The organism is Rhizobium brockwellii (assembly GCF_000769405.2).
GTDB lineage: Bacteria > Pseudomonadota > Alphaproteobacteria > Rhizobiales > Rhizobiaceae > Rhizobium > Rhizobium brockwellii.
This window is the reverse complement of the sequence record NZ_CP053439.1, coordinates 988,454-1,015,119: the sequence shown is the minus strand read 5'-3', so window position 1 is coordinate 1,015,119 and position 26,666 is coordinate 988,454. Positions and strand designations below refer to the sequence as shown.

30 protein-coding genes are annotated in these 26,666 nt (G+C 61.5%); 10 read left to right on the top strand and 20 right to left on the bottom strand.

Features of this window, described 5'->3' with window-relative positions:
- Positions 1–24: 24 nt before the first annotated feature.
- Positions 25–1,008, bottom strand: a complete 984-nt coding sequence (locus RLCC275e_RS05180) for a TerC family protein (protein ID WP_033180548.1) — start codon at positions 1,006–1,008, stop codon at positions 25–27.
- 227 nt (positions 1,009–1,235) lie between these two features.
- Positions 1,236–1,712 (bottom strand): YcgN family cysteine cluster protein, encoded by a 477-nt coding sequence (locus RLCC275e_RS05175; protein WP_033180549.1) that lies wholly within the window; start codon positions 1,710–1,712, stop codon positions 1,236–1,238.
- A gap of 204 nt (positions 1,713–1,916) precedes the next feature.
- Here RLCC275e_RS05175 and RLCC275e_RS05170 point away from each other — a divergent pair, with 204 nt between their 5' ends.
- The 3 genes from RLCC275e_RS05170 to RLCC275e_RS05160 all read left to right on the top strand — a co-directional run bounded on the left by RLCC275e_RS05170 (position 1,917) and on the right by RLCC275e_RS05160 (position 5,446).
- Positions 1,917–4,127: a transglycosylase domain-containing protein gene (locus RLCC275e_RS05170; RefSeq protein WP_033180550.1), complete on the top strand. Its 2,211-nt coding sequence runs from the start codon at positions 1,917–1,919 to the stop codon at positions 4,125–4,127.
- 190 nt (positions 4,128–4,317) lie between these two features.
- Positions 4,318–4,905: a DUF1214 domain-containing protein gene (locus tag RLCC275e_RS05165; RefSeq protein WP_003557846.1), complete on the top strand. Its 588-nt coding sequence runs from the start codon at positions 4,318–4,320 to the stop codon at positions 4,903–4,905.
- Positions 4,898–5,446, top strand: coding sequence for a DUF1254 domain-containing protein (locus RLCC275e_RS05160; protein WP_033180551.1), 549 nt, complete (start codon positions 4,898–4,900; stop codon positions 5,444–5,446). The genes RLCC275e_RS05165 and RLCC275e_RS05160 overlap by 8 nt, the downstream gene beginning before the upstream one ends.
- Positions 5,447–5,460: 14 nt before the next feature.
- Here the strand turns inward: RLCC275e_RS05160 and RLCC275e_RS05155 are convergent, their stop codons facing one another.
- Entirely contained in the window at positions 5,461–5,628 is a 168-nt protein-coding gene (locus RLCC275e_RS05155) for a hypothetical protein (protein ID WP_165405045.1), read from the bottom strand.
- 541 nt (positions 5,629–6,169) lie between these two features.
- Here RLCC275e_RS05155 and RLCC275e_RS05150 point away from each other — a divergent pair.
- A complete protein-coding gene (locus tag RLCC275e_RS05150; RefSeq protein WP_033180552.1) occupies positions 6,170–6,376 on the top strand; it encodes a hypothetical protein in 207 nt (68 codons plus the stop codon).
- A gap of 247 nt (positions 6,377–6,623) precedes the next feature.
- Positions 6,624–7,673 (top strand): DUF2336 domain-containing protein, encoded by a 1,050-nt coding sequence (locus RLCC275e_RS05145; protein ID WP_033180553.1) that lies wholly within the window; start codon positions 6,624–6,626, stop codon positions 7,671–7,673.
- 20 nt (positions 7,674–7,693) lie between these two features.
- Here RLCC275e_RS05145 and RLCC275e_RS05140 read toward each other — a convergent pair whose 3' ends face one another.
- The 3 genes from RLCC275e_RS05140 to RLCC275e_RS05130 all read right to left on the bottom strand — a co-directional run bounded on the left by RLCC275e_RS05140 (position 7,694) and on the right by RLCC275e_RS05130 (position 10,785).
- A complete protein-coding gene (locus RLCC275e_RS05140) occupies positions 7,694–8,038 on the bottom strand; it encodes a DUF1491 family protein (protein ID WP_033180703.1) in 345 nt (114 codons plus the stop codon).
- Between the two features lie 185 nt (positions 8,039–8,223).
- On the bottom strand, positions 8,224–9,675 hold the full coding sequence (locus RLCC275e_RS05135; RefSeq protein WP_033180554.1) for a methyl-accepting chemotaxis protein: 1,452 nt from the start codon (positions 9,673–9,675) through the stop codon (positions 8,224–8,226).
- A gap of 135 nt (positions 9,676–9,810) precedes the next feature.
- Entirely contained in the window at positions 9,811–10,785 is a 975-nt protein-coding gene (locus RLCC275e_RS05130) for an oxidoreductase (protein WP_130707410.1), read from the bottom strand.
- A gap of 58 nt (positions 10,786–10,843) precedes the next feature.
- Between RLCC275e_RS05130 and RLCC275e_RS05125 the strand changes: the two genes are divergently transcribed.
- Both RLCC275e_RS05125 and RLCC275e_RS05120 read left to right on the top strand, forming a co-directional pair.
- Entirely contained in the window at positions 10,844–11,881 is a 1,038-nt protein-coding gene (locus RLCC275e_RS05125; protein ID WP_033180555.1) for an AraC family transcriptional regulator, read from the top strand.
- A gap of 153 nt (positions 11,882–12,034) precedes the next feature.
- On the top strand, positions 12,035–12,214 hold the full coding sequence (locus RLCC275e_RS05120) for a hypothetical protein (protein ID WP_033180556.1): 180 nt from the start codon (positions 12,035–12,037) through the stop codon (positions 12,212–12,214).
- Between the two features lie 37 nt (positions 12,215–12,251).
- Here RLCC275e_RS05120 and RLCC275e_RS05115 read toward each other — a convergent pair whose 3' ends face one another.
- From RLCC275e_RS05115 to RLCC275e_RS05095, 5 genes are all read right to left on the bottom strand, one after another.
- Positions 12,252–12,413: a hypothetical protein gene (locus RLCC275e_RS05115; protein ID WP_165404954.1), complete on the bottom strand. Its 162-nt coding sequence runs from the start codon at positions 12,411–12,413 to the stop codon at positions 12,252–12,254.
- Between the two features lie 91 nt (positions 12,414–12,504).
- Positions 12,505–13,272: a Crp/Fnr family transcriptional regulator gene (locus RLCC275e_RS05110; RefSeq protein ID WP_033180557.1), complete on the bottom strand. Its 768-nt coding sequence runs from the start codon at positions 13,270–13,272 to the stop codon at positions 12,505–12,507.
- Between the two features lie 171 nt (positions 13,273–13,443).
- On the bottom strand, positions 13,444–13,791 hold the full coding sequence (locus RLCC275e_RS05105) for a hypothetical protein (protein ID WP_033180558.1): 348 nt from the start codon (positions 13,789–13,791) through the stop codon (positions 13,444–13,446).
- 411 nt (positions 13,792–14,202) lie between these two features.
- Positions 14,203–15,156 (bottom strand): peptidoglycan-binding domain-containing protein, encoded by a 954-nt coding sequence (locus RLCC275e_RS05100; protein ID WP_033180559.1) that lies wholly within the window; start codon positions 15,154–15,156, stop codon positions 14,203–14,205.
- Positions 15,128–16,708 carry a sensor histidine kinase gene (locus RLCC275e_RS05095; protein ID WP_245483457.1) on the bottom strand — a complete coding sequence of 527 codons (1,581 nt, stop codon included), beginning with the start codon at positions 16,706–16,708 and terminating at the stop codon, positions 15,128–15,130. The genes RLCC275e_RS05100 and RLCC275e_RS05095 overlap by 29 nt, the downstream gene beginning before the upstream one ends.
- A gap of 412 nt (positions 16,709–17,120) precedes the next feature.
- Here RLCC275e_RS05095 and RLCC275e_RS05090 point away from each other — a divergent pair, with 412 nt between their 5' ends.
- Positions 17,121–17,615, top strand: a complete 495-nt coding sequence (locus RLCC275e_RS05090; protein WP_033180560.1) for a DUF5330 domain-containing protein — start codon at positions 17,121–17,123, stop codon at positions 17,613–17,615.
- 391 nt (positions 17,616–18,006) lie between these two features.
- The gene (locus RLCC275e_RS05085) at positions 18,007–18,429 is read left to right on the top strand and encodes a SufE family protein (RefSeq protein ID WP_003557812.1); all 423 of its coding nucleotides are present in this window, start codon (positions 18,007–18,009) and stop codon (positions 18,427–18,429) included.
- A gap of 386 nt (positions 18,430–18,815) precedes the next feature.
- Here RLCC275e_RS05085 and RLCC275e_RS05080 read toward each other — a convergent pair whose 3' ends face one another.
- The 9 genes from RLCC275e_RS05080 to RLCC275e_RS05040 all read right to left on the bottom strand — a co-directional run bounded on the left by RLCC275e_RS05080 (position 18,816) and on the right by RLCC275e_RS05040 (position 26,041).
- Positions 18,816–19,247 carry a Ros/MucR family transcriptional regulator gene (locus tag RLCC275e_RS05080; protein WP_003557810.1) on the bottom strand — a complete coding sequence of 144 codons (432 nt, stop codon included), beginning with the start codon at positions 19,245–19,247 and terminating at the stop codon, positions 18,816–18,818.
- 440 nt (positions 19,248–19,687) lie between these two features.
- A complete protein-coding gene (gene mnhG, locus RLCC275e_RS05075; protein WP_033180561.1) occupies positions 19,688–20,020 on the bottom strand; it encodes a monovalent cation/H(+) antiporter subunit G in 333 nt (110 codons plus the stop codon).
- Positions 20,017–20,370, bottom strand: a complete 354-nt coding sequence (locus RLCC275e_RS05070) for a cation:proton antiporter (protein ID WP_033180562.1) — start codon at positions 20,368–20,370, stop codon at positions 20,017–20,019. Before RLCC275e_RS05070 ends, mnhG begins: the two co-directional genes overlap by 4 nt.
- Positions 20,367–20,840 (bottom strand): Na+/H+ antiporter subunit E, encoded by a 474-nt coding sequence (locus RLCC275e_RS05065; protein ID WP_033180563.1) that lies wholly within the window; start codon positions 20,838–20,840, stop codon positions 20,367–20,369. Before RLCC275e_RS05065 ends, RLCC275e_RS05070 begins: the two co-directional genes overlap by 4 nt.
- Entirely contained in the window at positions 20,837–22,390 is a 1,554-nt protein-coding gene (locus RLCC275e_RS05060) for a Na+/H+ antiporter subunit D (RefSeq protein WP_033180564.1), read from the bottom strand. Before RLCC275e_RS05060 ends, RLCC275e_RS05065 begins: the two co-directional genes overlap by 4 nt.
- Before the next feature lie 67 nt (positions 22,391–22,457).
- A complete protein-coding gene (locus RLCC275e_RS05055; protein WP_033180705.1) occupies positions 22,458–22,835 on the bottom strand; it encodes a Na+/H+ antiporter subunit C in 378 nt (125 codons plus the stop codon).
- Positions 22,835–23,254: a Na(+)/H(+) antiporter subunit B gene (locus tag RLCC275e_RS05050; protein ID WP_033180565.1), complete on the bottom strand. Its 420-nt coding sequence runs from the start codon at positions 23,252–23,254 to the stop codon at positions 22,835–22,837. The genes RLCC275e_RS05055 and RLCC275e_RS05050 overlap by 1 nt, the downstream gene beginning before the upstream one ends.
- Positions 23,255–23,258: 4 nt before the next feature.
- Positions 23,259–25,616: a putative monovalent cation/H+ antiporter subunit A gene (locus tag RLCC275e_RS05045; protein ID WP_033180566.1), complete on the bottom strand. Its 2,358-nt coding sequence runs from the start codon at positions 25,614–25,616 to the stop codon at positions 23,259–23,261.
- Between the two features lie 209 nt (positions 25,617–25,825).
- The gene (locus RLCC275e_RS05040; RefSeq protein ID WP_012756647.1) at positions 25,826–26,041 is read right to left on the bottom strand and encodes a hypothetical protein; all 216 of its coding nucleotides are present in this window, start codon (positions 26,039–26,041) and stop codon (positions 25,826–25,828) included.
- A gap of 189 nt (positions 26,042–26,230) precedes the next feature.
- On the opposite strand from RLCC275e_RS05040, the gene msrB reads away from it, so the two are divergent.
- Positions 26,231–26,644, top strand: coding sequence for a peptide-methionine (R)-S-oxide reductase MsrB (gene msrB / locus RLCC275e_RS05035; protein ID WP_003557789.1), 414 nt, complete (start codon positions 26,231–26,233; stop codon positions 26,642–26,644).
- Positions 26,645–26,666 lie beyond the last annotated feature (22 nt).

Here is a 26,666-nt window from a genome sequence, read left to right as displayed (position 1 = left end):
ACGTATTCCCTGTGCAGAGCCCGCTCAGGCGGGCTGCTGCGGATCCCGCGTCTTGAGAAGGCTCCAGACCACGCCGGCAGCGATGATCGCGAAGGTGATGCTGAGCGAGAGCGCGGCCGGGAATTTTTCAAGGCCCAGCAGATCGGCGAGGAAGATCTTCGAGCCGATGAAGATCAGCACGATGGCAAGCGCCGGCTTCAGGTAACGGAAGCGGTGGATCATCGCCGCAAGCGCGAAGTAAAGGGCGCGAAGGCCGAGGATCGCGAAGATGTTCGAGGTGTAGACGATGAACGGATCGGTGGTGATTGCGAAGATCGCGGGGACCGAATCCACGGCGAAGATAACGTCGGCCACTTCGACCATCACCAGCGCCATGAAGAGCGGCGTGATGAACCAGGTCATCCTGCCCGTCCTGGGATTTGCCTTCCTGACGAAGAACCGTTCGCCGTGATGTTCCTCGGTAACGTTGAAGCGGCTGCGCATGAAGCGCACGAGGATGTTCTTCGAAACATCAGGCTCTGCCTCCTTGATGACCAGCATCTTGATGCCGGTGACGATCAGGAAAGCAGCGAAGATATAGAGAAGCCAGGCGAATTCGGCGACCAGCGTCGCGCCGACGCCGATCATGATGGCGCGCAGCACGATGACGCCGAGAATGCCCCAGAAGAGCACCCGGTGCTGGTAGATACGCGGCACGGCAAAGAAGGAGAAGATCAGGGCGATGACGAAGACGTTGTCGAGGGCCAGCGTCTTTTCGACGACGAAGCCCGTCATATAGGCAAGGCCGGCCTCGGAGCCGAGGTACCACCATACCCAACCACCGAAGGCAAGGCCGAGCGCGATATAGAGAGCGGAAAGCCTGACGCTTTCGCCGACGCCGATTTCCTTGTTCTGCTTATGAAGAATACCGAGGTCGAACGACAGAATGGCGATGACGAGGGCGAAAAAGCTCGACCACATCCAGAGCGGCGTTCCCAGCCACTCGACGAACAAAAAAGAGAGATTCAAGGATAGTCCCCTGGCGGCACTGGTTGTCGGAGAAGAGGCCCGACATCGCAAGAGTGCCGAAGCTCTCGCCAGAGGGGCCCGGACCAGCGGGTTGCACCGCAAGTAGGGTCTCACTTTTCAATAATCAAGCAGCGGCCAGTGCCAATTTTGCGTATCGCGCCGGAGGTAAGGCGTGCGCTGTGCGAATGCGTCATTCGCCGTGCAAGAGAAAGCCTTCGCCAGCGGTCTCAAGCGTCCTCGTCGTCCTTCTCCTCGCCCACGGTCAGCGGCCAGTCGACGACGTAGTCCTCGAGATCGTCGAGATCGATCTCATTTTCATTGATCGCGCGGCCTCGCGCGGAAATGCCGGCGGCATGGACGGTCTCCGGGTCGCCGGAGACGAGCGGGTGCCACCAGTAGAGGTCGCGGCCTTCATTGACCAGCCGGTAGCCGCAGGTGGGCGGCAGCCAGGCGATGTCAGGCACGTTCTCCTTGGTCAGCTGCACGCAGTCCGGCACGAAATCCCAGCGGTTCTCATAGCTGGAGCAGCGACAGCTTTCGCCGTCGAGAAGCTTGCAACTGACCGAGGTGAAATAGATATCGCCACTATCCCATTCCTCGATCTTGTTGAGACAACAGAGGCCGCAGCCGTCGCAGAGGCTTTCCCACTCGACGACGGTCATTTCGGCAAGCGTCTTGCTCTTCCAGAAGGGCAGATCGTTCATCGTTCGTTTCTTGCAACAGCGGCCCGCAAATTCGCGTGACCCTGATGCATCTCTCTTGTTATCAGCCGCAAAATCAATCAATCCTTCAGTATACTCCTGGTACTCGGAGAATTCTCTCCCGGTATCGGAGAGCTTTGCGGCCATATGCGGGCCTCGCGCTTTCGTCGGATATGACCGAAGCGAGATCAGGCGGGAATACAGGACGTGCAGGATCCGGACAACCCAGGAAATGGGCCAGGAAATGGGCCAGAAAACGGGCCAGAAAAAAGGCCCGGAAAAGCGGCGAACGAGGCAGCGGAAAAGCGGCCGGCAAAGAGCCGTCACATTCTGCTGCGCATCGATTCCTGGATCGATTCGACCGTCTGGAACGCCGGCTTCCGCGCCGCCGAGATCTGGGAAGACATTACCATTTTCTTCCGCCGCTTCCGTGTGCGCGGCTGGAAGCGCATGGTCTTCGAACTTGCCGGCGAAGGGCTGACGCTCGGGGCGGCCGGCTCGGTGCTGATGCTGCTGCTTGCCCAGCCCGCCTTCGAGGCGACCAACGAAGACTGGCGCAACCGCGGCGATTTCGCCGTCACCTTCACCGACCGCTACGGCAACGTCATCGGCCATCGCGGCGTCATCCACCAGAATTCCGTGCCGATCGACGAATTGCCGGATTCACTGATCAAATCGGTGATCGCCACCGAGGACCGGCGCTTTTTCGACCATTTCGGCATCGACTTCATCGGCCTCTTCCGCGCCATGAGCGAGAATGCGCGCGCCGGCGAAGTCGTCCAAGGCGGCTCGACACTGACGCAGCAGCTCGCCAAGAACCTGTTCCTGTCCAATGAACGCTCGATCGACCGCAAGGTCACCGAGGCGTTCCTGGCACTGTGGCTCGAGGCGAACCTTTCCAAGAAGGAAATCCTCTCCACCTATCTTGACCGCGCCTATATGGGCGGCGGCACTTTTGGCGCAGCGGCGGCGGCGCAGTTCTATTTCGGCAAGAACATCACCGATGTGAACCTTGCCGAATCCGCCATGCTCGCCGGCCTGTTCAAGGCGCCGGCGAAATACGCGCCGCATGTCAACCTGCCGGCGGCGCGTGCCCGCGCCAACGAAGTGCTGACCAATCTGGTGCAGAGCGGGTTGATGACCGAGGGCCAGGTGATCGCCGCCAGGCGCAATCCGGCCACCGTCGTCGACCGCAACGAGGTGGAATCGCCCGATTTCTTCCTCGATTGGGCTTTCGACGAGGTGCAGCGGCTTTCGTCGCGCTTCCACCAGCATTCGCTGATCGTGCGCACGACGATCGACATGGGCATCCAGCAGGCGGCGGAGGATTCGGTCGAGACGTCGCTGCGCGAATATGGCGAGGCCTATCACGCCAAGCAGGGCGCGATGGTGATGATCGAAAATGGCGGCGCCGTCCGCGCCATGGTCGGCGGCCGGGATTACGGCGAGAGCCAGTTCAACCGCGCCAGCAGGGCTCTGCGCCAGCCAGGCTCGTCCTTCAAGGTCTACACTTATGCGGTGGCGATGGAGAGCGGCATGACGCCGCAGACGACGATCGTCGATGCGCCGATCTACTGGGGCAACTGGAGCCCGCACAATTACGCAAACCGCTATGCCGGCCGCATCACGCTCGAGACCGCGATCGCCCAGTCGATCAACACCGTGCCGGTGCGGCTTGCCAAGGAAAAACTCGGTATTCAGCCGATCCGGGCGATGGCGAAAAACCTCGGTGTGGAAACGCCGATCCGCGATGACGTCACCATCCCGATCGGCACTTCCGAGGTGACGGTGCTCGACCAGGCGACCGCCTATGCCACCTTCCCGGCCGGCGGCTACCAGTCGCGCCGCCACGGCATCACCCAGATCCTCGACTACGATGGCGACGTGCTCTACGATTTCGACCGCGACGAGCCGGCGCCGAAGCGTGTGCTCTCCGAACAGGCCGACGCCTATATGAACCAGATGCTATCGCGCGTTCCCTATGTCGGCACGGCGCGCAAGGCGGCCCTCGACAACGGCATCCTGACGGCCGGCAAAACCGGCACGACCCAGGCCTATCGCGACGCCTGGTTCGTCGGCTTCACCGGCAATTACACCTGCGCCGTCTGGTTCGGCAATGACGACTACACCTCGACCAACGAGATGACCGGCGGCTCGCTACCGGCGATGACCTTCAAGCGCGCCATGGACTACGCCCATCAGGGCGTCACGCTGCGCGCCATCCCCGGCGTCGAAAACCCCCTGCCCTCGGAAAAGGATCTCGCCAAGACCGCCGCCGCCAAGCCGCAGGACGGATTGCCGCAGCTTATCCGGCCGCGCATGCTCTCGGTTCAATCGACCGACATCCTCAGGAAGCTTGGCGAAAAGTTGAAGGATGCCGCCCCGCTCGCGCCGGCGAAGGTGGCGAGCGCGGAGTAGCAGGCTCCGCCTGGCGCACCGAAATCAGCCTCGATATATCGGCACGGATTGCCGTTGCCGCACTTGGCATGACGGCTTTGCCGCATGGACATAACCGTGAATCAATCGGCGCCCATGTCACGGCGCGGCATTCCACCCCGCCAGAATCAGTGGTAACCCTTTCACCCGATATGGTTTCCAAGGTCCTGACGTGTTTCGATTCCCCCTCTTTATCGCGATCACGCTGATCGTCGCCTTTGGCGGCGGGATCATGATTTCGCTTTATGCGCTGGATGCGACACAGGGGTTTGGGGCGATCAAGCTCGGTGCCTGGGAGGCCTTTCCAGCGCTGCAGACGGTCGAGGCCGATCCTTATGCCAAGTCGCACCGGGCGCGCGCCGGCAAGCTGCTCTATGGCAGCGCCGAGGGCCTAACGTTTACGGCGAGCGTCGACGACGAGGGCGCGCGGCTGAATGCCGGCTGCCGCTACCGCATCAGCGGTCAGACGCCGCCTGCCCGGCTCTGGACCCTCTTTACCGCCGACAATGGCGGCAATCCGGCGGCGGTCACGACCGGCCATCCCTCAGCGCTGAATTCCTGGACGGTGCTGCGCCAGCAAGATAGCAGCTTCTCGATCGAGATCTCCGCCGTCGCACAGCCGGGCAACTGGCTGGCCTTGCCACAGGCCGGCACCTTCCGACTGGTGCTGACGCTGTTCGACACCCCGACCGCCGGCAGTTCCGGCGTGATCGACCTCGCCATGCCGAAGCTCACCAAGACCGGATGTGGCAATGCTTAGGATATTCTTCGCGGTCCTGACCGGCCTTTTCGGCGCAGCCCTGCTGCATCTCGTCATCATCCTGTCGCTGCCGCATTTCACCGGCAGGGATGCGGCGACCCGCGTGGAGGCAGAAGGCGACCTCAATAATTTCTACCTGCTCGGCGACCAGTATGACGAGGCCGGCCTTGCCAATGGCGACCCCTTCCTGCGCACCGCGGTCTGCTCCTTCGACGTCGAGGATACGCCTGTGCATTTCACCGCCAAGGGCAATGTGCCCTTCTGGTCGATCGCGATCTACGACAGCGCCTCCAACGAGGTCTTCAGCATGAACGACAGGACGTCGGTCGGCGGGGCGCTCGATGTGCTGGCCGGCAGTCCGATCCAGCTGACAGACCTGCGCAAAAACTTGCCCCAGGAGCTGCAGCAGGCGATCCTGGTGGAGATGGCACGGCCGGACGGTTATGCCGTGCTGCGGACGCTGGCGCCGCAGGCGAGCTTCGATGAGGCCGCGCGGAACTTCCTCACGGAAGCCGGCTGCGAGCAATTCGTCGCCCGCTGAGGTTGAACAAGCGGTTACTTCTTGTTGACGCGCGGCGCGGGCGCCGGACGATGTTTCGGGCTCTCGACCAACCGCTCGTAGCGGACGCCGGTGAACCAAAGGATCTTGGCTTCGCGGGGCTCTTTGTCCGGGCGACGCGGCGCCCGCGGCCGCCGATCCGCCAATGCGACTACTATTGCCATTCTCGTCTCCATGCACTGCCCGAGACGGATGAACTTGCGATGGATTTCACCCTGCCCACCAATGTGCGGGCCGGCGCGTCCTGCAGTACCGGGATGACCGGACCGAGGGCATTCGCGCCTTTCCCACGGCACTTGATTGAAATACCGTGATGCGGAGTTTCGACGATCCAACTACTCAAATCGCGTCGTTCCTATCCGAATTGAGCCACATGACAGTTAACAGTTTACTAATGTGCAGCGGATGCCAAACACAGTTCACCTCACTTCCCCTTTAACGCTCGAAGAGTTGATTTGGTTTCACGCCGCCCGCGCAAAGGCGCGGCTCGGCATCGGCGCATAAAATTAGAAATAATTCACATAGTTGGCGCTGGCGCGGCAATCTCCCTGCCGAGAAAGAGACGGTGTTGCAAAAATGCGTCATGAAAATATTTAATTGCGAGGCGCGCAGATGCGCGTATGTTCGCTCATGTCGATCACACGTTTCCGGGCACCGATCGATCGGAGATTTTCCCCGCTCTTGCCGGAATGCGGAGGGTAAGCGGTGTCTTTGCTGGTGAATTCATCCTTCTCGCCTGACGATCTCGACGTGTTGCGCAGTGCGCTCGATGCCTGGTGCTCGGAACGGCGCATCGACATCAAAAGCGTCGACGCGCAATTCGCGGCATCCGCAGCCCTCGACCTTTATCAGGCCGGTTACGACAGCCGCGAAAAGCTGCTGCATGCGCTGCGCGATCATAGGATCGCCTGAACTTTTCCACCTTCACAGCCGCGATGAGCAACCGTCGTAGTGCCCCTTCAAACTTCGCTTTTCATATTGCCGGCCAACCATGCCTGCACACGCCTCACGTGTATATTTCTGTTGCTTTTTAATAAAATCTTCAGCATGCATTAACCGTACCGGTGTAGGATTTGTTCATAACCGTATGGCCTGACATGCGTTCCGCCAGCGTATATCGGCCCTTGGTCCCCTTGTTCCGCGTTTTCGGGGTGTTTTTGTGCGTGACCGGTTTCGAGACCTAGAAGGCCCCTTGGCCGTCAGGAAAAAGGACGTGGTGTTAATGGCGACTGTCAGCAGTTTCGAGAACCTGTCTCATCCGACACGGTCCGAACTGCGCCAATTCGCCGAACTTTTCATGCCGCTGTTCCAGGCTTCCTCCGACGAGGCCAAGCGCCAGGCGGTCGCAGCACTCTCCCAATGCGAGAACATGCCGGCAGCCGTAGCATTGTTTATCGGCAACCAGCCGATCGAGATCGCGGCGCCTTTTCTTGCCGCCTCAAAGGCAGTTGCCGACGATACGCTGATCACCATCGCGCGCATGCAGGGTGCAGCGCATGTCAAGGCGATCGTCAGCCGCGATTCACTCTCGCCGAAGGTCATCGATGCGCTGGTGGCGCTGCGCCAGAGCCAGCCGCGCTCCGCGGACGCATCGGCGCCGATCATGGCATCGCCGGCAGTCCCGCTTTCACCAGCGCCTGCCGAGACCAACGAGGCAGATGCGCTGGAGGAACAGCGGATTGCCAATGAAGAGGCGTTGCGCGAGCGTATCCTCGGGCTTGCCGGCCATCTCGGCCGGGCCGACGAAGACAGGCTCGGTCTGCGCACGCTCACCGACATTCAAGAGGCGCTGCTGGTGCGCTTCGCCCGTTCGCGTGAGGCGACGCATTTCGCAACCGCGCTTGCCGATGCGCTTTCCGCCAGCCGCTGGCTTGCCGAGCGCATCATGCTCGATCTTTCCGGCCAGCAACTCGCCACGACGCTGACCAGCCTCGGCATGGGCTTTCTCGATGCCGTCTTCGTGCTCGAAAGGCTCTATCCGCACCTTGCCGAACAGCAGCACAACGTCACTCGCGGCTGGATGGTGCTCGATGCGCTCGACCCGGAAGAATGCCACGAACGCGTCGAAGCCTGGCGGCGTGCCGATCGCTATACCTATAAGCCGGAAGCGCCAGCCATGCCCGCGCCGGTGGCAACGCCCGACTATCGCTTCATCCGCCAGGCGCCGCCGCAGCGCGACATGCGCGTCATGGGACGGCGGTCTCGCTGAGCTGACGGGCGCCTCGGCTGTCAGCCGCCCTTCGCAAGCGGGATCATGTCCCCCAGTTCCTCCGCCTCCAGCTCGACGATCCAGAGATCGGGGTCGAATTTACGTTCGCGCTCCAGCATCGCACGCACCGCTTCCGGTTCGCTGCGCGACAGGCGGACCTCGAACAGGCGGTCGCCGGCCTGACCTTCGTCAAAGGCGGTCTGCGGCGCCGGCGCGTAGAGCGTTTCCAGGCCGTCGCGGAAGTGCTGGCGGATGAAGATCGCCCCCGCCTCCTCCGCGCCCTTCTTCTCGACGGCGGCGAAATCGCCGCTGGCGAAGACGCGGCGCAGGAGGGCTGAAATGAAGATGTCGGCGCGTAATCTCATCGGTGCGGTATAAAGCATGTCGCGCAAAAGTGTGTAGCGGTTTTGCGATAACGGCATGCGGAAAAATAAAGACTTAGAGCGCAAGGAGCGAATCTGAAAGATTGCGATGCGCTAGCCCCGGCGCGCAGGTGGCGGCAATGCAGGGTCAGAGTTTGACCCCGGGGTCAAACCTTGATCCCCAGGGGTCAGACCTTGATTGCCAGCCGCAATCCTCCCCAATGCCGTCCGCGCACGGTGATCGGAGCGGAGATATCCTTCATCATCACGAAATTGCCGCCGCCCATGTCGCGCCTGTAGGTCTGGACGAGGAAAGGCGCGGTGCTGCGGCCTGCGGCAAGGCCGACGCGATCGGCAAAGATGCGGCGATTGCGGCAATTGGCGGTGTTCCACACGGTGTCGCCAGGCCGCTGGGCTTGCGAGAATTTTCGGTTGTGGGTCGGCAGATAGCCGTTCTCGTCGATCGCCGCGCAGAAGGCGATGCGCTCGTCCAGAGCTGTGACGGGTTCCTGGATCGGCGGCAGCAGGCGATCGGTGAGTTCGGTGAAGGCTGCCATCACCTGTGCCGGATCGGAGCCCGCTATCGGCCGATAGCGTCGATCGAAGAGAGCATCGAGCCCGATCTGGCCTTCAGCGACAGCGCGTTCGAAGGCGCCGGAAATCTGTCTTGCCACCGACTGCGCTTCCTCGATCCAACGGCTGTCGGCGGTCTTGACGCCGGCGCTCGCCGTCAGCTGGATCAGGGTTTCCGAGAGACCGACGACGCTGTCGACGCGTTTTGCCGCCTGCTGCAGCCTGATATTCGAGCCGGCGACCTCGGCCGACATCTCGCCGAGTTTCTCGACGAAGCCGGCGCATTGCTGGTCGACCGCCTCGGTGGTGTTGGCCATGACAGTCGAACTGTCGAGGATGCGGGTGATAACATGTTCCATGCTTTCAAATGCGCCGCGCATCGCCTCCGACTTGTCGCGCACGCCGGCCGCACTGTCGCGCGCATCGCTGCCGACGGCCGACAGCCGGTCGATCTTCACGCGCAGTTCGTCCAGCGTCTGCTGGATGGAGCCGGTCGCCTTCGAGGTCTGCAGCGAAAGCGCCCGGACCTCGGTGGCGACGACGGCGAAACCCTTGCCCGCGTCGCCGGCGCGCGCCGCCTCGATCGCGGCGTTCAGCGCCAGCAGGTTGGTCTGGCGGGCGATGGTGCTGATCTCCTCGGCGATATTGTCGACATCGGCAAGCGACTTGGAGAAACCGGCGATCTCAGTGCCGATCTCGTTGGAGGACTGGACCATGTGGCCGATCTCGGCAACGGAGCCCGTCAGACGTTCGGCCGATTCCTTCAGCATGTGACGGGCCTCGGCCGCCGTGCGGTCGGTCTCGCGCAGCGACACGGCGACCGAGCGGTTGGTCTCGGCAATCGACAGCGCGGTGCGGGTGACATGATCGAAGGCGGAGGCATGCCGGGCCGACATTCCCGCCATGTCCTGGATGGCGCCGGCGATATCGACGAGATCGATGCCAAGGGTGGAGGCTTCTTCGGCAAGGCGCAGCAAAATGTGGCGCAGCGCCTCGGGGTCCGGGGCCGCCCCCACTTTGACCACCGCTTCTCCGGCCAGATCGTCTATCGCCTTCAGCGCATGCATGACCGACGCTCCCCCGCCCCAATCAGAAAAGCTTCAGGCAACATGGTTAACAAGTTGCAAACAGTGGCAACACCTTAGACTTAGGCTGTAGGGAAACCGGCCTCCGTGACTGTGGGCTGGCCGTGTGGCGCCCGATCAGCTAGCGATGAAACCCGTCAGCCGCTCGCTCAGCTGCCAGAGGCGTTCGGCAAATTCCGGATCGGTTGCCCAAGGACGGACACCGAGCATCTCGGTCGAATCGCCGGGGACGGCGGCGGCGATATCGCAGTTCTCGCAATAGACGCCCCCGAGACCCTTGAGCTCCTCGCTGACGGCGCACCAGACGGTGGTCGACGCCCCCTGCTCAATCGTCTTCTTGTTGTTTTCCGGATCGATGACCGGCTTGCCATGCACATCGACATAGCCGCTCGCCTTGAGGAAGTCGTTCGACTGATGGCGGACCAGATTGGTGGTGACGATACCGCCGGGATGCAGCGAGAAAGCCCTGACACCGTGCTTCGCACCCAAAGCGTCCAGTGAGATCGCAAAGAGAGCATTTGCCGTCTTCGACTGGCCGTAGGCGAGATAGGGCGCGTATTCGCGGTTCTCGAAATTCGGATCGTCGAAATCGACGCCGGAGAACACGTGACCGCGCGACGAGACGGCGACGATGCGCGCACCCTCGGCCTTCACCAGCGCCGGCCAGAGGCGGGCCGTGAGCTGGAAATGGCCGAGATGATTGGTGGAGAACTGTGATTCGTAACCGCGGGCATCACGCGTCAGCGGGTTCGCCATGACGGCAGCATTGTTGATGAGCAGATGCAGGGGCTCGCCGCTTTCGAGGAAGCGGTCGGCGAAGTCGTCGATCGAGTCGGGGTCCATCAGGTCGAGCTTTTCCAGCGCAAGGCCGGGAATACTTTCCACGGCCGCCTTGGCTTTTCCGAGATTGCGGGCGGGGACGACAACCCTGGCGCCGGCTTCGGCGAGCACACGAGCCGTCTCGAGGCCAAGACCGGAATAACCGCCGGTGACGATCGCGACCTTGCCTGAAAGATCGTGCCCGGCAATGACGTCGGCGGCGGTTGATGCCGCACCGAAGGCGGAACCGATGGGAGCTTGTGGGGTGGACATGGCGTGCCCTCCGTTGTTGCAAGATGGCCTTATGTACGCTCGGGAAACGGGATTCTGAATGCTTGCAAATCCCGATTTCCTGCTTCATCGTTCAAAAATGATCAGTGACCCGCTCTCCGAAATGCTCAATCTGCTCGATGCGCGCTGCCTGGTGTCGGGCGGGCTGATCGCCGGCGGTGCCTGGGCGCTGCGCTTCCCCCGGCCGAACCGGATCAAGATCAGCGCGGTTGCCAAAGGGCGCTGCTGGCTTTGCCTCGACAATGGCAGCGAACCCATTCTGCTCGAGGCGGGCGACGTTGCGCTTCTGAACGGCCGGCATTCCTTCATCCTGGCGAGCGACCTTGCCGTTGCGCCCACTGACGCGGTCGGCGCGTTCAAGGAGAAGGTCGACGGCATGGCGCGCCACGGCGTTGGCGAGGATTTCCATTATCTCGGTGGCCACATCGCGCTCGGGCCGCAGGGCATGGAGCTGTTGTCCGACGTGTTGCCGCCGATTATTCATGTGCGCGCCGCCCTTGCCGAAGCCGGCGTGCTGCGCTGGCTGCTCGACCAGTTGGTGCGGGAGATGGCGGCAAAGCGGCCAGGCGCCCTGCTCGCCTCGACCCAGCTTGCGCAGTTGATGTTCGTGCAGGTGCTGAGGGCGCATATCATGAGCTCGGCGCCATTGACGGTCGGGTGGCTCCGCGCTTTCGGCGACGATCGCATTGCGCCGGCGCTGCGGCTGATGCATGGCGATCCCGGCCGGTCCTGGCAGCTTGGCGAACTGGCAAAGGCGGCCGGCATGTCGCGCACGAGCTTTGCACTGCGGTTCAAGACCGTGGCGGGGGTTGCGCCGCTCACCTACCTCACCGGCTGGCGCATGCGCCTTGCCGAACGCGAGCTGCGGGAGGGCAGCATGCCGGTTTCGACGCTGGCGCTTTCGCTCGGCTACACATCCGAAAGCGCCTTCAGCAACGCCTTCAAGCGGATGACGGGCATGGCGCCGAAGCGCTACCGCGCGGCGATGGCCCGCGAGGCCGGGCCGATCGAAGAGGTGGTGGATGTCGAGGGCCAGGCGATGACAACGCATTACCGGCTGTTGAAGGCGGCATCGTAGCGGCGCGAGATCCGCATGATTTTAGGCCCGATCGAGACCGCGGAAGGTGAACCGTAGCTCCCCCTCCATGACATTGTCTCATTCCGTACCATTCCACCGGTCGAGTCACGACCCTGATAAGTTGAATCAACTGATTTGGTATAGGAGGAAGAAATGATGACTGTCACGGTGATCAAACCCGCACAAGATCGGAAAAAAGTGTCCGATGCCTATGAGCTTGACTATTTTGTGCAGAAACACGCCATCGCCAGAATGGACGCGATCCGGATTCTCAATCTGCACCGATCTGATCGGGATGCCTCCGACCGCGCCGCGCATCGTCTTAAAAGATGATCTACCGACCGGAACGAGACGGGCGGGATTTTTCCTTTCATTTGCCAATGAGATTTAACGCGAGGCCGACCAGCGCATCCTTGGTCGTCGTCCCCTTTTGAAAGGCATACAAAAGAACGGTTAAGAGATCCGAACCGTCTTCGCTATCAGGCGAGATGTCATGCCGGGCGCAGGCCTCCTGGAAGGCGATCAGGAGCACTGTCGAAGCGGTCTCGTCTACATGGTGATTGTAAAATGAGGTCACGCATCATCCTTAAGGGTTGCCGACGTCAAATGCGTTCAGTTGTCGATCAGGCAGGCCGTATCAACGGCGCGGCATCATTCGGAACCGGTTTTGATTTACCAAGAGGAATGCCGGTCAGCCGTTCGTATTCTATCTCGGCCGGACCATAGGTGCCTTGGCAGAGGTGCATCAGCCCAGTGCGATCCTGCACGAGAATTTCCCCGCGTTGCGATTTGATGAAGTGCTTCGCTTCGAGAATTTGCAGGGCCACTGTTACACCCGGCCTACGCACGCCAAGCATCATCGCAAGAAATTCATGGGTCACATAGAAGCTGTCGCCATCGACGCGGTCGTGAACCATGAGGATCCATCGCGCCAGCCGCTCTTCCAGTTTGATCTGACCGTTTGCAAGAGCGGTGTAGGTGGTTTGGATACCGAGCGTCCGGGCATAATGCATCAAAAGTTCTGTTAACGCGGCGCTCTGAGACATCGCTTCTTGAAGATTGTTGGCAGAAATACGAAGCGCCGAGCCGCCCATCTGGACGAAGCAGTCGAACGGGCTTTCTGTATCGCCCTGGACCAGCGACGTGCCAGTCATGCCATCCCGGCCGAAAAGGCCGACCTCGACGGTTGAACCGCCCTCTTTGCTTGCCACCACCGAACCAAGACCCGCCTCGAAAAAATAGACGAAGTTGATCGGCTGATGCGCCTTTTCGAGCGATTGACGAAGGTTGAGCTGCATTCTCTCCAGACTGCGGGCAAGCAGGCGCCGATCTTCAGGGGCAAGGGCAAACAACAAATGGTTCTTGAACGTGCTTATATTCTGGTTGGTCATCGTGCTCTCCGGGGCGAAAGCACGACGATCTTCCAAACGTCAGCGCCCTTGCGTGGCTGACGTCGTATATAAGATTGCGCTTAAAAGCCGCACTGCACAACAACTTTTGTACGAAATCGTACAGATCCGCATCTGGACGTTGTTTTTGAAGGTGGATTTGGCCCACGCTGGTTACGCTTGTGATGCTGCGACCGGTCGTCGTTTGCCGATGCCGTTTCGGAGCGATGTCTCCTGAAGTTTGAGTCGGCGAACTTCATCTTCCCCGCGCGCAGCGAGAATGAAAACACGTTCTTTCCCACCGGGAGCTTGAACCTCGGCGACAACGTCTCGCGCTATCAGCCCCTCCATGGTTATATCCGATACCCCCGGGATCACGGAAGTCGGCTGCGGTTCAGGATAATATTGGTCGAGAAATCTGATAGCCTTGTTTTGTCTGTTGCCGAGGCCAAGCCGCGGCCCGTCGTCAAATTCCTCGCCCTCACATTGCGCTCGGCTTGACGAAACCGGTCGACGTTTCATCGCTATTTCCTCTCGCGTTTTTGATATGGTCGGGAAGTCGGTGAGCTGCAAACCGGATGGGTAAGAAGCTCGTCCGGTTTTTCGCTGGCCATAGGAAGAAAGCGGGAAAATCCCTCTATTCTTCACGCTATCGTGCCAGCTTGGCACAGCTTGCACATTCTGAGGGGCACAACGGGCCATTGCAGTCATAGTTCCGCGTGTAGTGACTCTTTGCGCGCTTGGGCAGCCGGCGCGGCAGTCTCGATGGATCCCGGCGCAGGAAAGCCTTGCCATGACTGACCTGGCACCGTTGTGCGAGGCGCAGAAGCTAAAGCACATCGCGTTCGACCGGATTCATGCGACGCGCGTTAGATCTTTGTTTTTATGCATGTCGTTGTCCCCAAACCGCCGCGCACTTTTGGGCGACATGCACTATATCGCGCCGATTTCCTTGAGTTTCTTCAGCACCGCCTGGTTCGGCTCGCCGTCTTCGGGCAGGTTGTAGTGCTTCTGAAAATGGCGGATGGCAGCGCGAGTCTGCTCGCCGGCGACGCCATCGACGCCGACATTGGCATAGGCCATGTTGGAAAGACCCTTCTGGATCTTCAGCACCAAGTCGACATTGGTGATTTCGCTTGATGGAACCTGCTTTGCCGCTGATGGAGCCGTTTTGACGGTCTTTTCAGCGCTGCGGATCGCCGCTGCCACCGGGTCTTCCGCCGCCGCCTTCGAGCTAACATCCTCGGGCGGCTTTTCGGCGGGCACGGTCGAAGGGCCGGCGGCATCGGTCTTCAGCGCCACTAACACCTCCGGCGTCGGATCGCCGGTCTGGGCCATGCCGACGGTCTCCTCGAAGAAGAGAATGGCCGCACTGGTGCGCGGGCCAATGATGCCGTCGGGTATGCCGTTATAGAGGCCGCGGCGCACCAGCTGCTGCTGGATGTCCATGACGAGCTGGCTCGGCTGCTGGCCGGGTGCGGCGGGCGCCGGTGTCGCGTTGGTGGTGGCTGTATCCTGCGGCCGTTCGATCCGGAAGGTCGTGACGTCGCCCTGTTGCTCCTCGGCTGGGCGGCGGGCGCCGAGCACGGTCGGAGACTGCGGATCGCGGGTGCGGAAGATCGGATGTGGATGCAGGCCCGGCTGATACCAGAGCGCATTGGCGGCGACGAAGGAGAAGATGACGGCGAAAGTGATCATGCCGCCGGCGACCGACGGATTGCGGCCGATGACGCCGCCGAGCACGGAGGCGCCCTGCAGGCCGACCCCGCCGAGCACGGATGCGCCCTGCAGGCCGAGGCCGCCGAGAGCGGCAGCACCTGACATCAGAAGGCCCGGCTGCTGCCGTCCTCTTTTTCCCTTAGGCGATTTTCGCTTGCGCGCGGCCATCGAAACGCCCCTCTTCCAATCCTGCACCACTATTGACCGCGCCCTTCAGCCGCGGCGGAAACTCGACAGTCGCGCCATGACCGGCGTCTTCGGCGTGCTGTGCACCCGAGCCGTCCGTCGCAATCTCGATGGTGATAATCGTGCCTTCGCCCGGCTGGCTGGCGATGGCGAAATACCCGCCATGCAGCGCCACCAACCCTTTGACCAGGGAGAGACCGAGGCCGGAGCCTTCGAAGCGGCGGGTATAGTCGTTTTGGATCTGGACGAAGGGCTGGCCGAGCAATGCCAGCTTGTCGGCCGGGATGCCGATACCGGTGTCGCTGACCGTCAGCTTGAGGATGCCGTCGCGGGCTGCCGCATCAACCGAGACGACGCCGCCGGCCTCGGTGAACTTTATGGCATTGCCGACGAGGTTGATGAGGATCTGCTGGATGGCGCGCTGATCGGCGACGACCTCGCCGAGGCCGCGCTGAATACGGCTCGTCAGGGTGAGGCCCTTGGTCTTGGCCTGCAATCCCAGCATCGATTCGCAGGATTTGACGGAGCTTGATATGTCGAAGGCTTCAAGGATCAGCTCGTAGCGGCCGGCTTCGATCTTGCTCATATCGAGCATGGTGTTGACGACGGAGAGCAGATGCGCGCCGGATTCGCGGACCAGACCGACATATTCGCGCTGACGGTCGTTTTCGAACTTGCCGAAATATTCGCCGATCAGGATATCGGAAAAACCGAGAATGGCGTTCAGCGGCGTGCGCAACTCATGGCTGACGGCGGCGAGGAAGCGCGACTTGGCGTCGTTTGCCGATTCGGCATCGGCCGCGCGGTTCTGGGCTTCGTCACGCAGCTGCTGCTCGACGGAGACATCGCGCAGCTGGGCAATGATGGCGGCAAGTTCACCGTCGGCATCGCGCCGGGCCGTCATGTCCATTCTCAGATAGGCGAACTGGCGCTGATCGCGCGAGACCGAGGGCCGGTCGATGCGCAGATCGACGCTCTGAGCATCCTCGCCCCGGCGCAGGTCATCAAGCGCCTGCAGGAAAAGGATGCGGTCGGAGACATGCACCTGCTCGAGGAAGCCCCTGCCCTTGGGATCGCGCATCCAGGCAAGGAAATCGCGCCGGTCGCGGCCGCCGACGGTCGCCACACTGCCGTGCGGGTCGAGGAAGAAGACGAGGCCCGGGGTGGCGTCAAGGAAGAAATCCTCGGCCGACTGCGTGGCGATACCGGCGGACGAACCCTGACGGGCGAGCGCGATGCTGCCGACGGCGGAAAAGAGAAAGGCAGCACAGACCATGGCGACACCCGCCGGCAACGCGACGGCCGGACTGGTGACTGCCGAAAGGCCGATAGGCGCGGCAACGAGAGCGGCCGACGAGAAGAGTACGAGGCGGCGCAGGATCGCGAGCTCACGTTGGCGCACGGCTTCACCGCCGCCCGTCCGGGAGAGCCAGCTTGTCGCTGCCCGGTCTACGAGGGCCGTCATCCAGCCGCCAATGTTACTCAATACACGCACGCAATACCCGCCCGAAAGGCTGTCGATCGATCCGGACAATAGGCCTTGGCGACTTAAAGAAAGGATAAGGCAAAAGCGCTGTTCACAGCCTGAAACGGCCGAAATTCCCGTTTTGAAGCATCTGGAAGGCTCTTTGCCTTTTGTGGTTAATAGGGGGTAAGCGACGGATTTTCCTCATATTTCAGCATTGCGTTAACTCCTGTGGCAAGGCGAGCCGGCAAAAGTGCTGCAATTGCAAGCAGGTGCTGCCCTGATGCTTAACGGCGATCGCTCGCATTCGACTAAAATGCGGCTCAAATGCCGTTCGCTAAAATTTGAACTAAATTTGCCGCAAATGCGCGTGAGTTTCGAAAAGCGGCATTCGCAACTTGGCGGTAGGGTGAAAACACACCGGACAACCGGCCTGATTCGGCAACAAGAACCGGACGGGGAAACAGGATGGGCGACGACAATGTGGTTTCTGATCAAAGGATCCTTCTGGTTTGGCCTCGTGCTCGTGCTTCTTTCCGTCTTCAGCACGGAGAGTTCCGACAAGCTCGCCAACGGCCCGCAATTGCAACTGTCCGACGCGTTCACGGCGGCAAGCGGCGCCTACGACTATTTGACCGGCATGTGCTCGGAGAAGCCCGAGGTCTGCGCCAAGGGCACCGAGACCCTCACCGCACTCGGCTACCGGGCCCGCGAAGGCGCCCGCGTTGCCTATGAACTTCTCGACAGCCAGTTCAAGGATGAGGCGCCTGTAACCGCAAAGCTTGCCGAACCGCAGGTGCCAGTGGCGCTCAACATGCCTTCCCTCACCACGCCTGCCATCCAGGAAAAGGTGCGCGAGGCCAAGGCTGCGCTCAACCAGCCGATGCCTTACCGTCCGCCGGTCGAAGATGATGCCGCAGCCGAGACGGTGGTAACAGGCGCGATTCCGCTGCCGACGCCCAAGCCGGCGACCTGACCCTCACAACCAGCTTGCATCGGTGGTCCGCATGACGCGGAGATGCCCCATGCCTGACGTGCCTGCCCTGTTTAATTCAGCATGTTGCTGCGCCGTGAGGATGCCCATCCCTCACGGCGTTTTTTCTATCTTGGTTTAGGCAATTCCCGGCAAAACCGCTTCGCGCGTTGCCTGGGAAAACCACTTCGCACTTCTCCTGGAATTGCTCCGGTCTCTCGTTTGCGCAATTCCAGACGGAAAACCGCTTCGCACTTTTCCTGGAATTGCTTTAACGGTTCAAATCTGCCGGTCTTTCACCTATATGCACTCTTAGAGCATTTCCCGGCGCATTCCGGACGCGAAACCGCTGCGCACTTTTGCTGGAACTGCTTCAATAGTGAAAGGCTTCTCCATGGCATCCCTCGACCAGATCATCGACGACTTCGCTTTCCTGGACGATTGGGAAGACCGCTACCGCTATGTCATCGAACTCGGCAAGGCACTGCCCGACCTGGCCGAGGAGAAGCGCACCTCGGAGAATAAGGTGATGGGCTGCGCCAGCCAGGTGTGGCTGGTGACCCATACGGCAGGCGATCCAGACAATCCGGTCATGAGCTTCGAGGGTGATTCCGACGCCCATATCGTGCGCGGCCTCGTCGCCATCGTGCTTGCCACCTATTCCGGCAAGACGGCATCGGAGATCGCCGGGCTCGATGCCTTCGAGATATTCTCGAAGATCGGCCTGGTGGAGAACCTGTCATCGCAGCGTTCGAACGGACTGCGCTCAATGGTGAACAGGATCCGCGAAGAGGCAAGAGTCCGGGCTGCGGCTTGACCGCGATCGTGGCTGGCTGGCTGGCTGACTTTCAGAGCCACAACCGATCGATTTCGGCAGCGCCTGCCTTGGCACATCGAATACATTAACACTTGCTGATAGTATAGGAATACATTCTAAGCCTGCCGGCAAAGCATAAGACAGGGTCGCTCACACTATCTTGGCGCCCGTCCGAATCATCCGCGAAGGCTCGGAATACCAACGCTGCTCAGCTTATAATGGAAGCGCTGAAGAATTTCAACCTTTCGTTTACCCAATTCCCGGCAAAACCGCTTCTCACTTTCCTGGAATGGCCCCATCGAGATTATTTTCCTCGCCTTGAAAAGGCACACAAAAAAACCGGGCACAAGACCCGGCTTTTTTGTCGTCGATGCTTTCGAAAAAGCTCAACCGCGGCCGCGCTTGCGGCGCTGCCCGAGGCCCATTTCCTTTGCCAGGCGCGAACGCGCTTCGGCATAAGCGGGCGCTACCATCGGGTAATCGGTCGGCAGGTCCCACTTCTCGCGGTATTCTTCCGGCGAGAGGCTGTGATGCGTCATCAGGTGACGCTTGAGGGACTTGAAGTTGCCGCCGCATTCCAAACACGTGATCTGCTCGTCCTGTACGGACTTGCGGACAGAAACTGCAGGCTTCTGCTTTTCGACGATCGCCGCAGCAGGCTGCGGTACGGACGTGTTGCTCAGTGCCGAATGCACGTCGGAAATCAGATTGGCCAGGTCGCTGACCGGTACAACATGGTTGCTGACATAGGCCGCGACGATGTCGGCTGTCAGTTCCACAAGCAGCTCCGGCGCATTGCCGGTCGCTATATCCGTCATATTCTTTCTCCTGTTAGCATGCTCAAACGGTCTTTGACTGACACGCCAAAGACCCGCCTCGTAGAAGCGAACAGCAAAAGTACAGGAAGCGACCTTCTGTTTCGAAAAACGCGAAATCCACCCCTAGATTCCGAAGAGCCTGACCTGTTCTTATACTGCCTGACTGGAAACCACTACGTCATGCCCCAGGCGACGGCCTCAGTTTAGACATTAAAAATCAAAACTGAGGGACTTGGAAGCATTACGATTGCAATTCACAATCAGAACTCTACTTGCATTTTCAAATACCATCGTTTGGCCGAAAGGCCAATTATTATTTGTCGTTTTTCTTGAGAAAAAATGACAGATGAAGAATTGAGGGGCTTACCGGCAAGCTTTACTCACAGCTTCCTGTGCATAAGTTTTGCATAAATCTGGTAAAGTCGCCGAACAGCATAGGCTCAACGATCCCTGATATCGTCGCGGACCGAGAGTGCACCGAGATCATATCCCGAGCGATGGGCAGTTCTGGCCAGCAGATGGGCAGACACCGGCGCCGTCAGCAGGAAGAAGACGAAACCGGCAAGGGCGCGGGCGAGAATCGCCGGGTCCTGCGAATAGAGGCCGGCGGCAAGGAGCAACAGGCCGGAGCCGACAGTCCCCGCCTTCGAGGCCGAATGCATGCGCGTATAGAGATCGGGCAGCCTGACCAGGCCGATCGCCGCCGCAAGCGCAAAGAGCGAACCAACGATCAAAAGCAAGGCGGTGACGGCAGCCACGATATAATCGATCATCGCTTCTTCCCCCCTGCCCGGCGTTTTTGCGTTTTGCCATTTGCCGCAGATGCGGACGGCTTCGATTTGATATTGCCGCGCGACAGCACGAATCGGGCGAAGGCGACAGTCGCCAGGAAACCGACGAGGCCGAGCGAGATGGCGATATCGATATAGAGCGAAAACCTGGTCTTAACCGCGATGACCGCAATGAAACCAATGGCGATGCCGGTCAGCATGTCGAGGGCGAGAATACGGTCCGGCAATGTCGGGCCGGCAACGACGCGCCAGACAGTGAGGATCAGCGCCAGGCCGAGGATGACGAGTGCGGCCGAGGATGCGACCGCGATGATGGCGGCAGGTGTGATCACCGGAAGGCCTCCATGATCTTGCGTTCGAAACCGTTGGCGATATCACGCCTGGTCGCCTCCGGATCGGAACAATCAAGCGCGTGCACATAGAGCGTGCGGCGATCTGTGGAGACGTCGACCGAAAGCGTGCCTGGAGTCAGCGTGATGAGGTTTGCCAGCAAAGTGATCTCGAGATCACTCGTCACCGTCAAAGGGTAGGCGAAGATGCCAGGTTTCAGCTTCATATCGGGCGAGAGCACGGTGACCGTGACCTTCCAGGCCGACAGCGACAATTCCTTGAGGAACAGAGCGGCGAGCGAGAGTACCGGGAGGACGCGGGGGATGCGTCCCTTGCCGCCGAAGGATTCGCGGATGATGACCAGCGCCAGGGCTCCGAGCAGGACGCCGAGGACGAGATTGTGCAGCGAGGCGCTGCCGGTAACAGTGACCCAGGCAGTGGCAAGCAGCAGGTTGAAGAGGAAGAAGATCACGGCGCGCGCCCTTCCGGGAAGACCGAATGAAGATAGGCCTGGGGATCGGCCAGGCCGGCGGCGGCCGATTGCGACAGCGCCAGCAACTGTTCCGGCAAGATGCCGAAGCCGATGACCAGCGCGGTCAGCGCGGCGAGCGGCAGGCCCGTGCGCCACCTGGGTCCGGACGGCGTCAGTGCTATTGCCGCCGGGCGCCAATAGGCGAGCAGGAAGAGACGGCCGAAGGCGATCGTCGTCAGAAAACCGCCGACGAGGATCGAGGCCGCCAGCCACCAGGCGCCGAGATCGAGCGAGGCCTTGACGAGAATGACTTTCGGCCAGAAGCCGGAAAAGGGCGGCAGGCCACAGGCGGCCAGGAAGAGCACGAGGGAGAGCGCGGTGAAGCCGCCGCTTTGCCTGTAGAGCCCGCCGAGGGCCGACAGTGAAAAGCCGCCGCCGCGCCGGGCGATCTCGCCGGCGGCAAGATAAAGTGCGGTCATCAGCACCATCGAATGGAGCGCGTAGAAGACAGCGCCGCTGATGCCGCCAAGGCCGCCGAGGGCGACGCCGGCCAGCATGTTGCCGATGCCCGATATGACGACATAGCCAAACAGCCGGCGGATATCGTTTTCGGCAAGCGCGCCGAGTGCGCCGACGACAATGGTCGCGGCGGCGGCGAGCGCGATCACCGGGCTCAGTTCCTGCCGCTCCACCGGCAGCAGCATGACCATCACCCGGATCAGCGCATAGATGCCGACCTTGGTCAGCAGGCCGGCAAACAGCGCCGAGACCACGATGCGCGGCGTATGGTAGGCGGCGGGCAGCCAGAAATTGACCGGGAAGGCTGCCGCCTTCATGCCGAAGGCGAGCAGGAAGAGGCTTGCCAGCGTCATCAGCGGCGCCGTGCCGCGCAAATCCCCCGCTTTGGCAGCGATATCGGCCATATTGAGCGTGCCGAAGGCGGCGTAGAGAATGCCGACGCCGACCAGGAACAGGGTCGTGGCGATCAGATTGAGCACCGCATATTTCAGCGCGCCGTCGATCTGCTCACGTTCGGAACCGAGGATGATCAGCCCGAAGGAAGAGATCAGCAGCACCTCGAACCAGACATAGAGATTGAAGATATCGCCGGTGAGAAAGGCGCCGGTGACGCCGGCCATCAGCAGCATGAGCAGCGGGAAGAAACCATATCGCCGGCCGCTTTCGCCGATATCGGCCAGCGCATAGATGCCGCCGGCGAGCGCGGCCAGAGCTGCGGTGAAGGCCATCAGCGCACCGAAGAGATCGACGGTGAAGGCAATGCCGAAGGGCGGTAGCCAGCGGCCCATGACCATGGTTAGCGGGCCGTCGGCCGCGACCTTGGCGAGCAGTGCCGCATCGATCAACGCCAGCGCCGCAAGGCCCGGAATGGCAAGCCAGGCCTGCAGACGAGGATAGCCGCGCAGCATCAGCAGGACCGCGCCGAGCGTGATGCAATGGGCGACCGGCAGGATGGCAAGCCAATGGCCGATCGGCACCGGGACGGTGATCAGGGCGGCGGAGAGATCGACGGTGGAGGTGGGGGCGGCCATCAGATGGCGCCTCCTCTAAGGGAGGAAAGCATTCGCCGTGGGGTCAACATCCGCACAATCATCCGGCTCAATACCCCGATGGCGGCAGCGGCCGGTCGTCGGGCTCGGCGGCGCGCATGTCGCTGGTGTTGTCGGTGCCGAGGTCCTGATAGGCGCGGTAGGTCAGCACCAGCAGGAAGGCGAGGAAGGAGAAGGAGATGACGATCGCCGTCAGGATGAGGGCCTGCGGCAGCGGGTTGGCCGTGCCCGCGGGCAAGCTGTCGAGACCCGCCGGGATGATCGGTGGCACCTCGCGCGTCAGCCGGCCGCCGGTAAAGAGCAGCAGGTTGACGGCGTTGCCGAGGATGGCGATGCCGAGCATGATGCGGATCGAGAATTTCGACAGCATCAGATAGATGGCGGCGGCGAAGAACAGGCCGACAAGGATCGCTAGAAGCGGCTCCATCATTCCACCTCCTTTTCCTCGAGCGCCAGCGCGATCGAGGTGATGGCGCCGAGCACGACGAGATAGACGCCGATATCGAAGAGCATGACGCTCGACAGCGGCACCTCGGCGCCGAAAAGCGTCGGATAGATCCAGAGGCCGGTCATGAAGGGAACGGCAAAGAGGATGGAGAGAAGACCGGCCGCGGTGGACAGGAGCAGGCCGAAGCCGGCGATCGACAGCGGATGGAAAAACAGCGCCCGGCGAACGGCGCCAACGCCGCGGGCAATGCCGTAGATCGCCAGTCCCGAGGCAGCGATCAGCCCGCCGATGAAGCCGCCGCCGGGCTCGTTATGACCACGCAGCAGCACGAAGACGGAAAAAAGCAACACCAGCGCGGTGAGGAACGGGGCGACGGTGCGGAAGATGAGGGTGTTCACGCGATCAGCCCTCCACCGTGGGGTCATTGGCGGCAAGCTTGCGCTCGCTGCCGGCGCGGATGCGGATCAGCGCCAGGATGGCAAGGCCGGTGACCGCGACGACGGCGATTTCGCCGAGCGTGTCGGTGCCGCGGAAATCGACGATGATGACGTTGACGACATTGGCGCCGTGGGCGATCGATTTGGAATAGGCGTTGAAGAAAGCCGTCAGCGCGTCGTTGAACGGCGCCTCGGTCGCCCGCATCAGCAGAAGCGTGAAGCCGAGGCCGCAGACAAGCGCCAGCGCGCCATCGAAAAGCTTGCGGCCGAGCGGCCGCTGATCGTCGGGCGAGAGACGAAGCCTGGTCATGACCAGGGCGAGAATCACCACCGAAAGGGTTTCGACCATGAACTGGGTGAAGGACAGATCCGGCGCGCCGAACAGCAGGAAGATGATGGCGACGGCGAAACCCTGGATGCCGAGCGAGACGATCGCCGTCAGCCGATCGCGGGCGACGAGCACGGCGGCAAGGCCGAAGGCGGCGATCAGGAAGACCGCCCATTCATAGAGCCTGACATCGGCAGGCCAGGCCGGAAGACGCGGCAGTTCGCCATAGACGACTGGGGGGATGATGAGGATGGCGGCGACGCAGAGGAAGGTGCAGGTGACATAGATCTCCAGCCGCCCCGGCTGGAGCACACGCATGACGCGGCCGGAAAAGCGGACAAGGCCCGATAGTGCGACATCAAAGCCATGGTCCGGCCCAGGCCCGGCTGCGCGCAGGAAAACCGCCATCAGGAAACGGGCGCGCGCGAGCTGCCAGTAGACGCCGATGCCGAGCAGCACGGTCAGGGCGGAGAGCGCCAAGGGCAGGCCGATATGCGGCGTCAACGAAATGTCGATGTCGACGGGTGTCTGGCGGATGGCGGAGGCGATCGGCGAGGACAGGACGGTATGGGTGAAGGTCGAAAAGATCGCCGCGAGCAGGCCGAGGACGGCGAGAACGGCCGGGCCGAGCCAAAGCAGGACGGGCGCTTCGTGCGGAGGTTTCGGCGTCTCCACCGGCTGGCCGAGGAAGGGTTTCAGTGCCACGGCGAAGGCGACGGCAAACATCAGCGCATTGCCGAAGACGGTTATGGCGGTAAAGGTGAGTGCGCGGACATCACCGCCGACGAGTGCCGTATAGATCTCCTCCTTGGCGAGGAAACCGAAGAAGGGCGGCAGGCCGGCCATCGAGAAGGCCGCCGCAAGTGCGATCATCCAGGTGAGCGGCATCGCCTGCATCAGGCCACGCAGCCTGGTAATATCGCGCGTGCCGGTCTCGTGATCGATGATGCCGGCAACCATGAAGAGCGCGCCCTTGAAGAGGGAGTGCGCCACCAGATAGAGCGCCGCCGCCTCGACCGCATGGTCAGAGCCGAAGCCGATCAGCATGACAAGCAGGCCGAGCGAGGAGACGGTGGTATAGGCGAGCTTGAGCTTCAGGTCGGTCTGGCGGATGGCGAGCGCGGTGCCGACCACCAGCGTCAGCCCGCCGAAGAAGGGCAGTAGGATCTCCCAGTCGGGCGTTGCCCCCATGACGGGATTGAGCCGCATCAGCAGATAGACGCCCGCCTTCACCATCGTCGCCGAATGCAGGTAGGCGGAAACCGGCGTCGGCGCCTCCATGGCGTTCGGCAACCAGAAATGGAAGGGAAATTGCGCCGACTTGGTGAAGGCGCCGCCCAGGACCAGAAGGAGGGCTGCGAGATAGAACGGGCTTTCGCGCACGATATCGCCCGCTCCCATGAGCCGCGACATCTCAGTGACGCCTGAGATGTTCCAGAGCAGCAGCAGACCGGCCAACAGGCAGAGCCCTCCCCCGCCGGTGACGACCAGTGCCTGCAGGGCGGCGCGGCGAGCCGCTGCACGCTCGTGATCGAAGCCGATCAGCAGGAAGGACGTGATCGACGTCAATTCCCAGAAGATGAAGAGCATCAAGAAACTGTCGGAAACGACGACGCCGAGCATCGCCCCCATGAAGAGGAAGATGAAGGAGAAGAAACGGCCCTGATCCTTGTGTCCTTTGAGATAGCCGCCTGCATACAGCACGATCAGGCTGCCGATGCCGGTGATCAGCAGCGCGAAAGTCAGCGACAGGCCGTCGAGAAACCAGGAAAAAGAGAGATGAAAGCTCGGCACCCAGGAATAGCCGCCGGTGACGACCTCGCCGCGCGCGATCTTGGGCATGAAACGCAGGAAATGCAGGAAGGCGAGCAAGGGAGCGATCGCCAGGAGCCAGGCACCGTTTGCGCCGAAGATGCGGATGACGAAGGGGGCGGCAAGAGCGCCGACGAGCGGCAGACACAGGGCCAGAAATGTCAGAGCCGTGACATCGGCCATGTCCCCTCCTCTACTGCATAATTCAAAATGTTACAGTCCTTTGAACGTCCGACAAGGCGCGCAGCGCTGTAAAGGCAACAGTCTGTTGCAAGAGCAACAGACGGAAAAACCGGAGAAAACCGGCCTGTCCTCTGGCTTAGGCGAAACGGGGGAGCGTCTCAAGTGATTTCGGCCGCGAGCCGCACTGCATGGTGATGTTTCAAAGCCGATCAGGCCGTCGATCTGGAAAGACGCGTCAGCAGCCGAGCGATGCAACCGTGGAGGATGAAGACCACAAGCGTCAGCGGCCAGAGCAGACAGGCGAAGAGCCCGGCGAGACGATGAAGCGTCACGCCGTCATGGTTGGCCCAGCCTTCCAACAGTGTGACCGCCATGGCTGCCACGGCCACGAGGCCGTAGAGCAGGACGATTGCTGTTTCAAACACCAGTGATTCTCCAATGCACGCAACATTAACCCTAACAGAAAACCCCTAACGGATGTAAAAGCAAGCCTCTTCCCCCAATTGGGTATGCGGCCAATCTCATGGCGCGCCGGCGGGAGACTTGATGAACTGAACGCGGCGCACCACATTTCTCGCGAAACGGAACCCGCCCCTCGGCGAAAGGAGCACGTCATGTCCGAAACTGCGACCACCGCCAAGATCCACAAGACCGACGCCGAATGGAAAGAGCAGCTCACGCCCGAGCAGTACCGCATCACGCGCCAGCACGGCACCGAACGCGCCTTCACCGGCCCTTATTGGGATTCCTTCGAGACAGGGCTTTACCGCTGCGTCGGCTGCAACGCGCCGCTTTTCCGCTCCGACACGAAATTCGATGCCGGCTGCGGCTGGCCGAGCTATTTCGAAGCGGTATCGCCCGAATCGGTGACGGAGCATCGCGACACGGCCTTTGGCATGGTGCGCACAGAAATCCGCTGCGGCAGCTGCGAGGCCCATCTCGGCCACGTCTTTCCCGACGGCCCACCGCCGACCGGCCTGCGCTATTGCATCAACGGCCACTCCATGGTGTTCGAGCCCGGGAAGTAGCGACCGGCCCCGAAATCGGCAA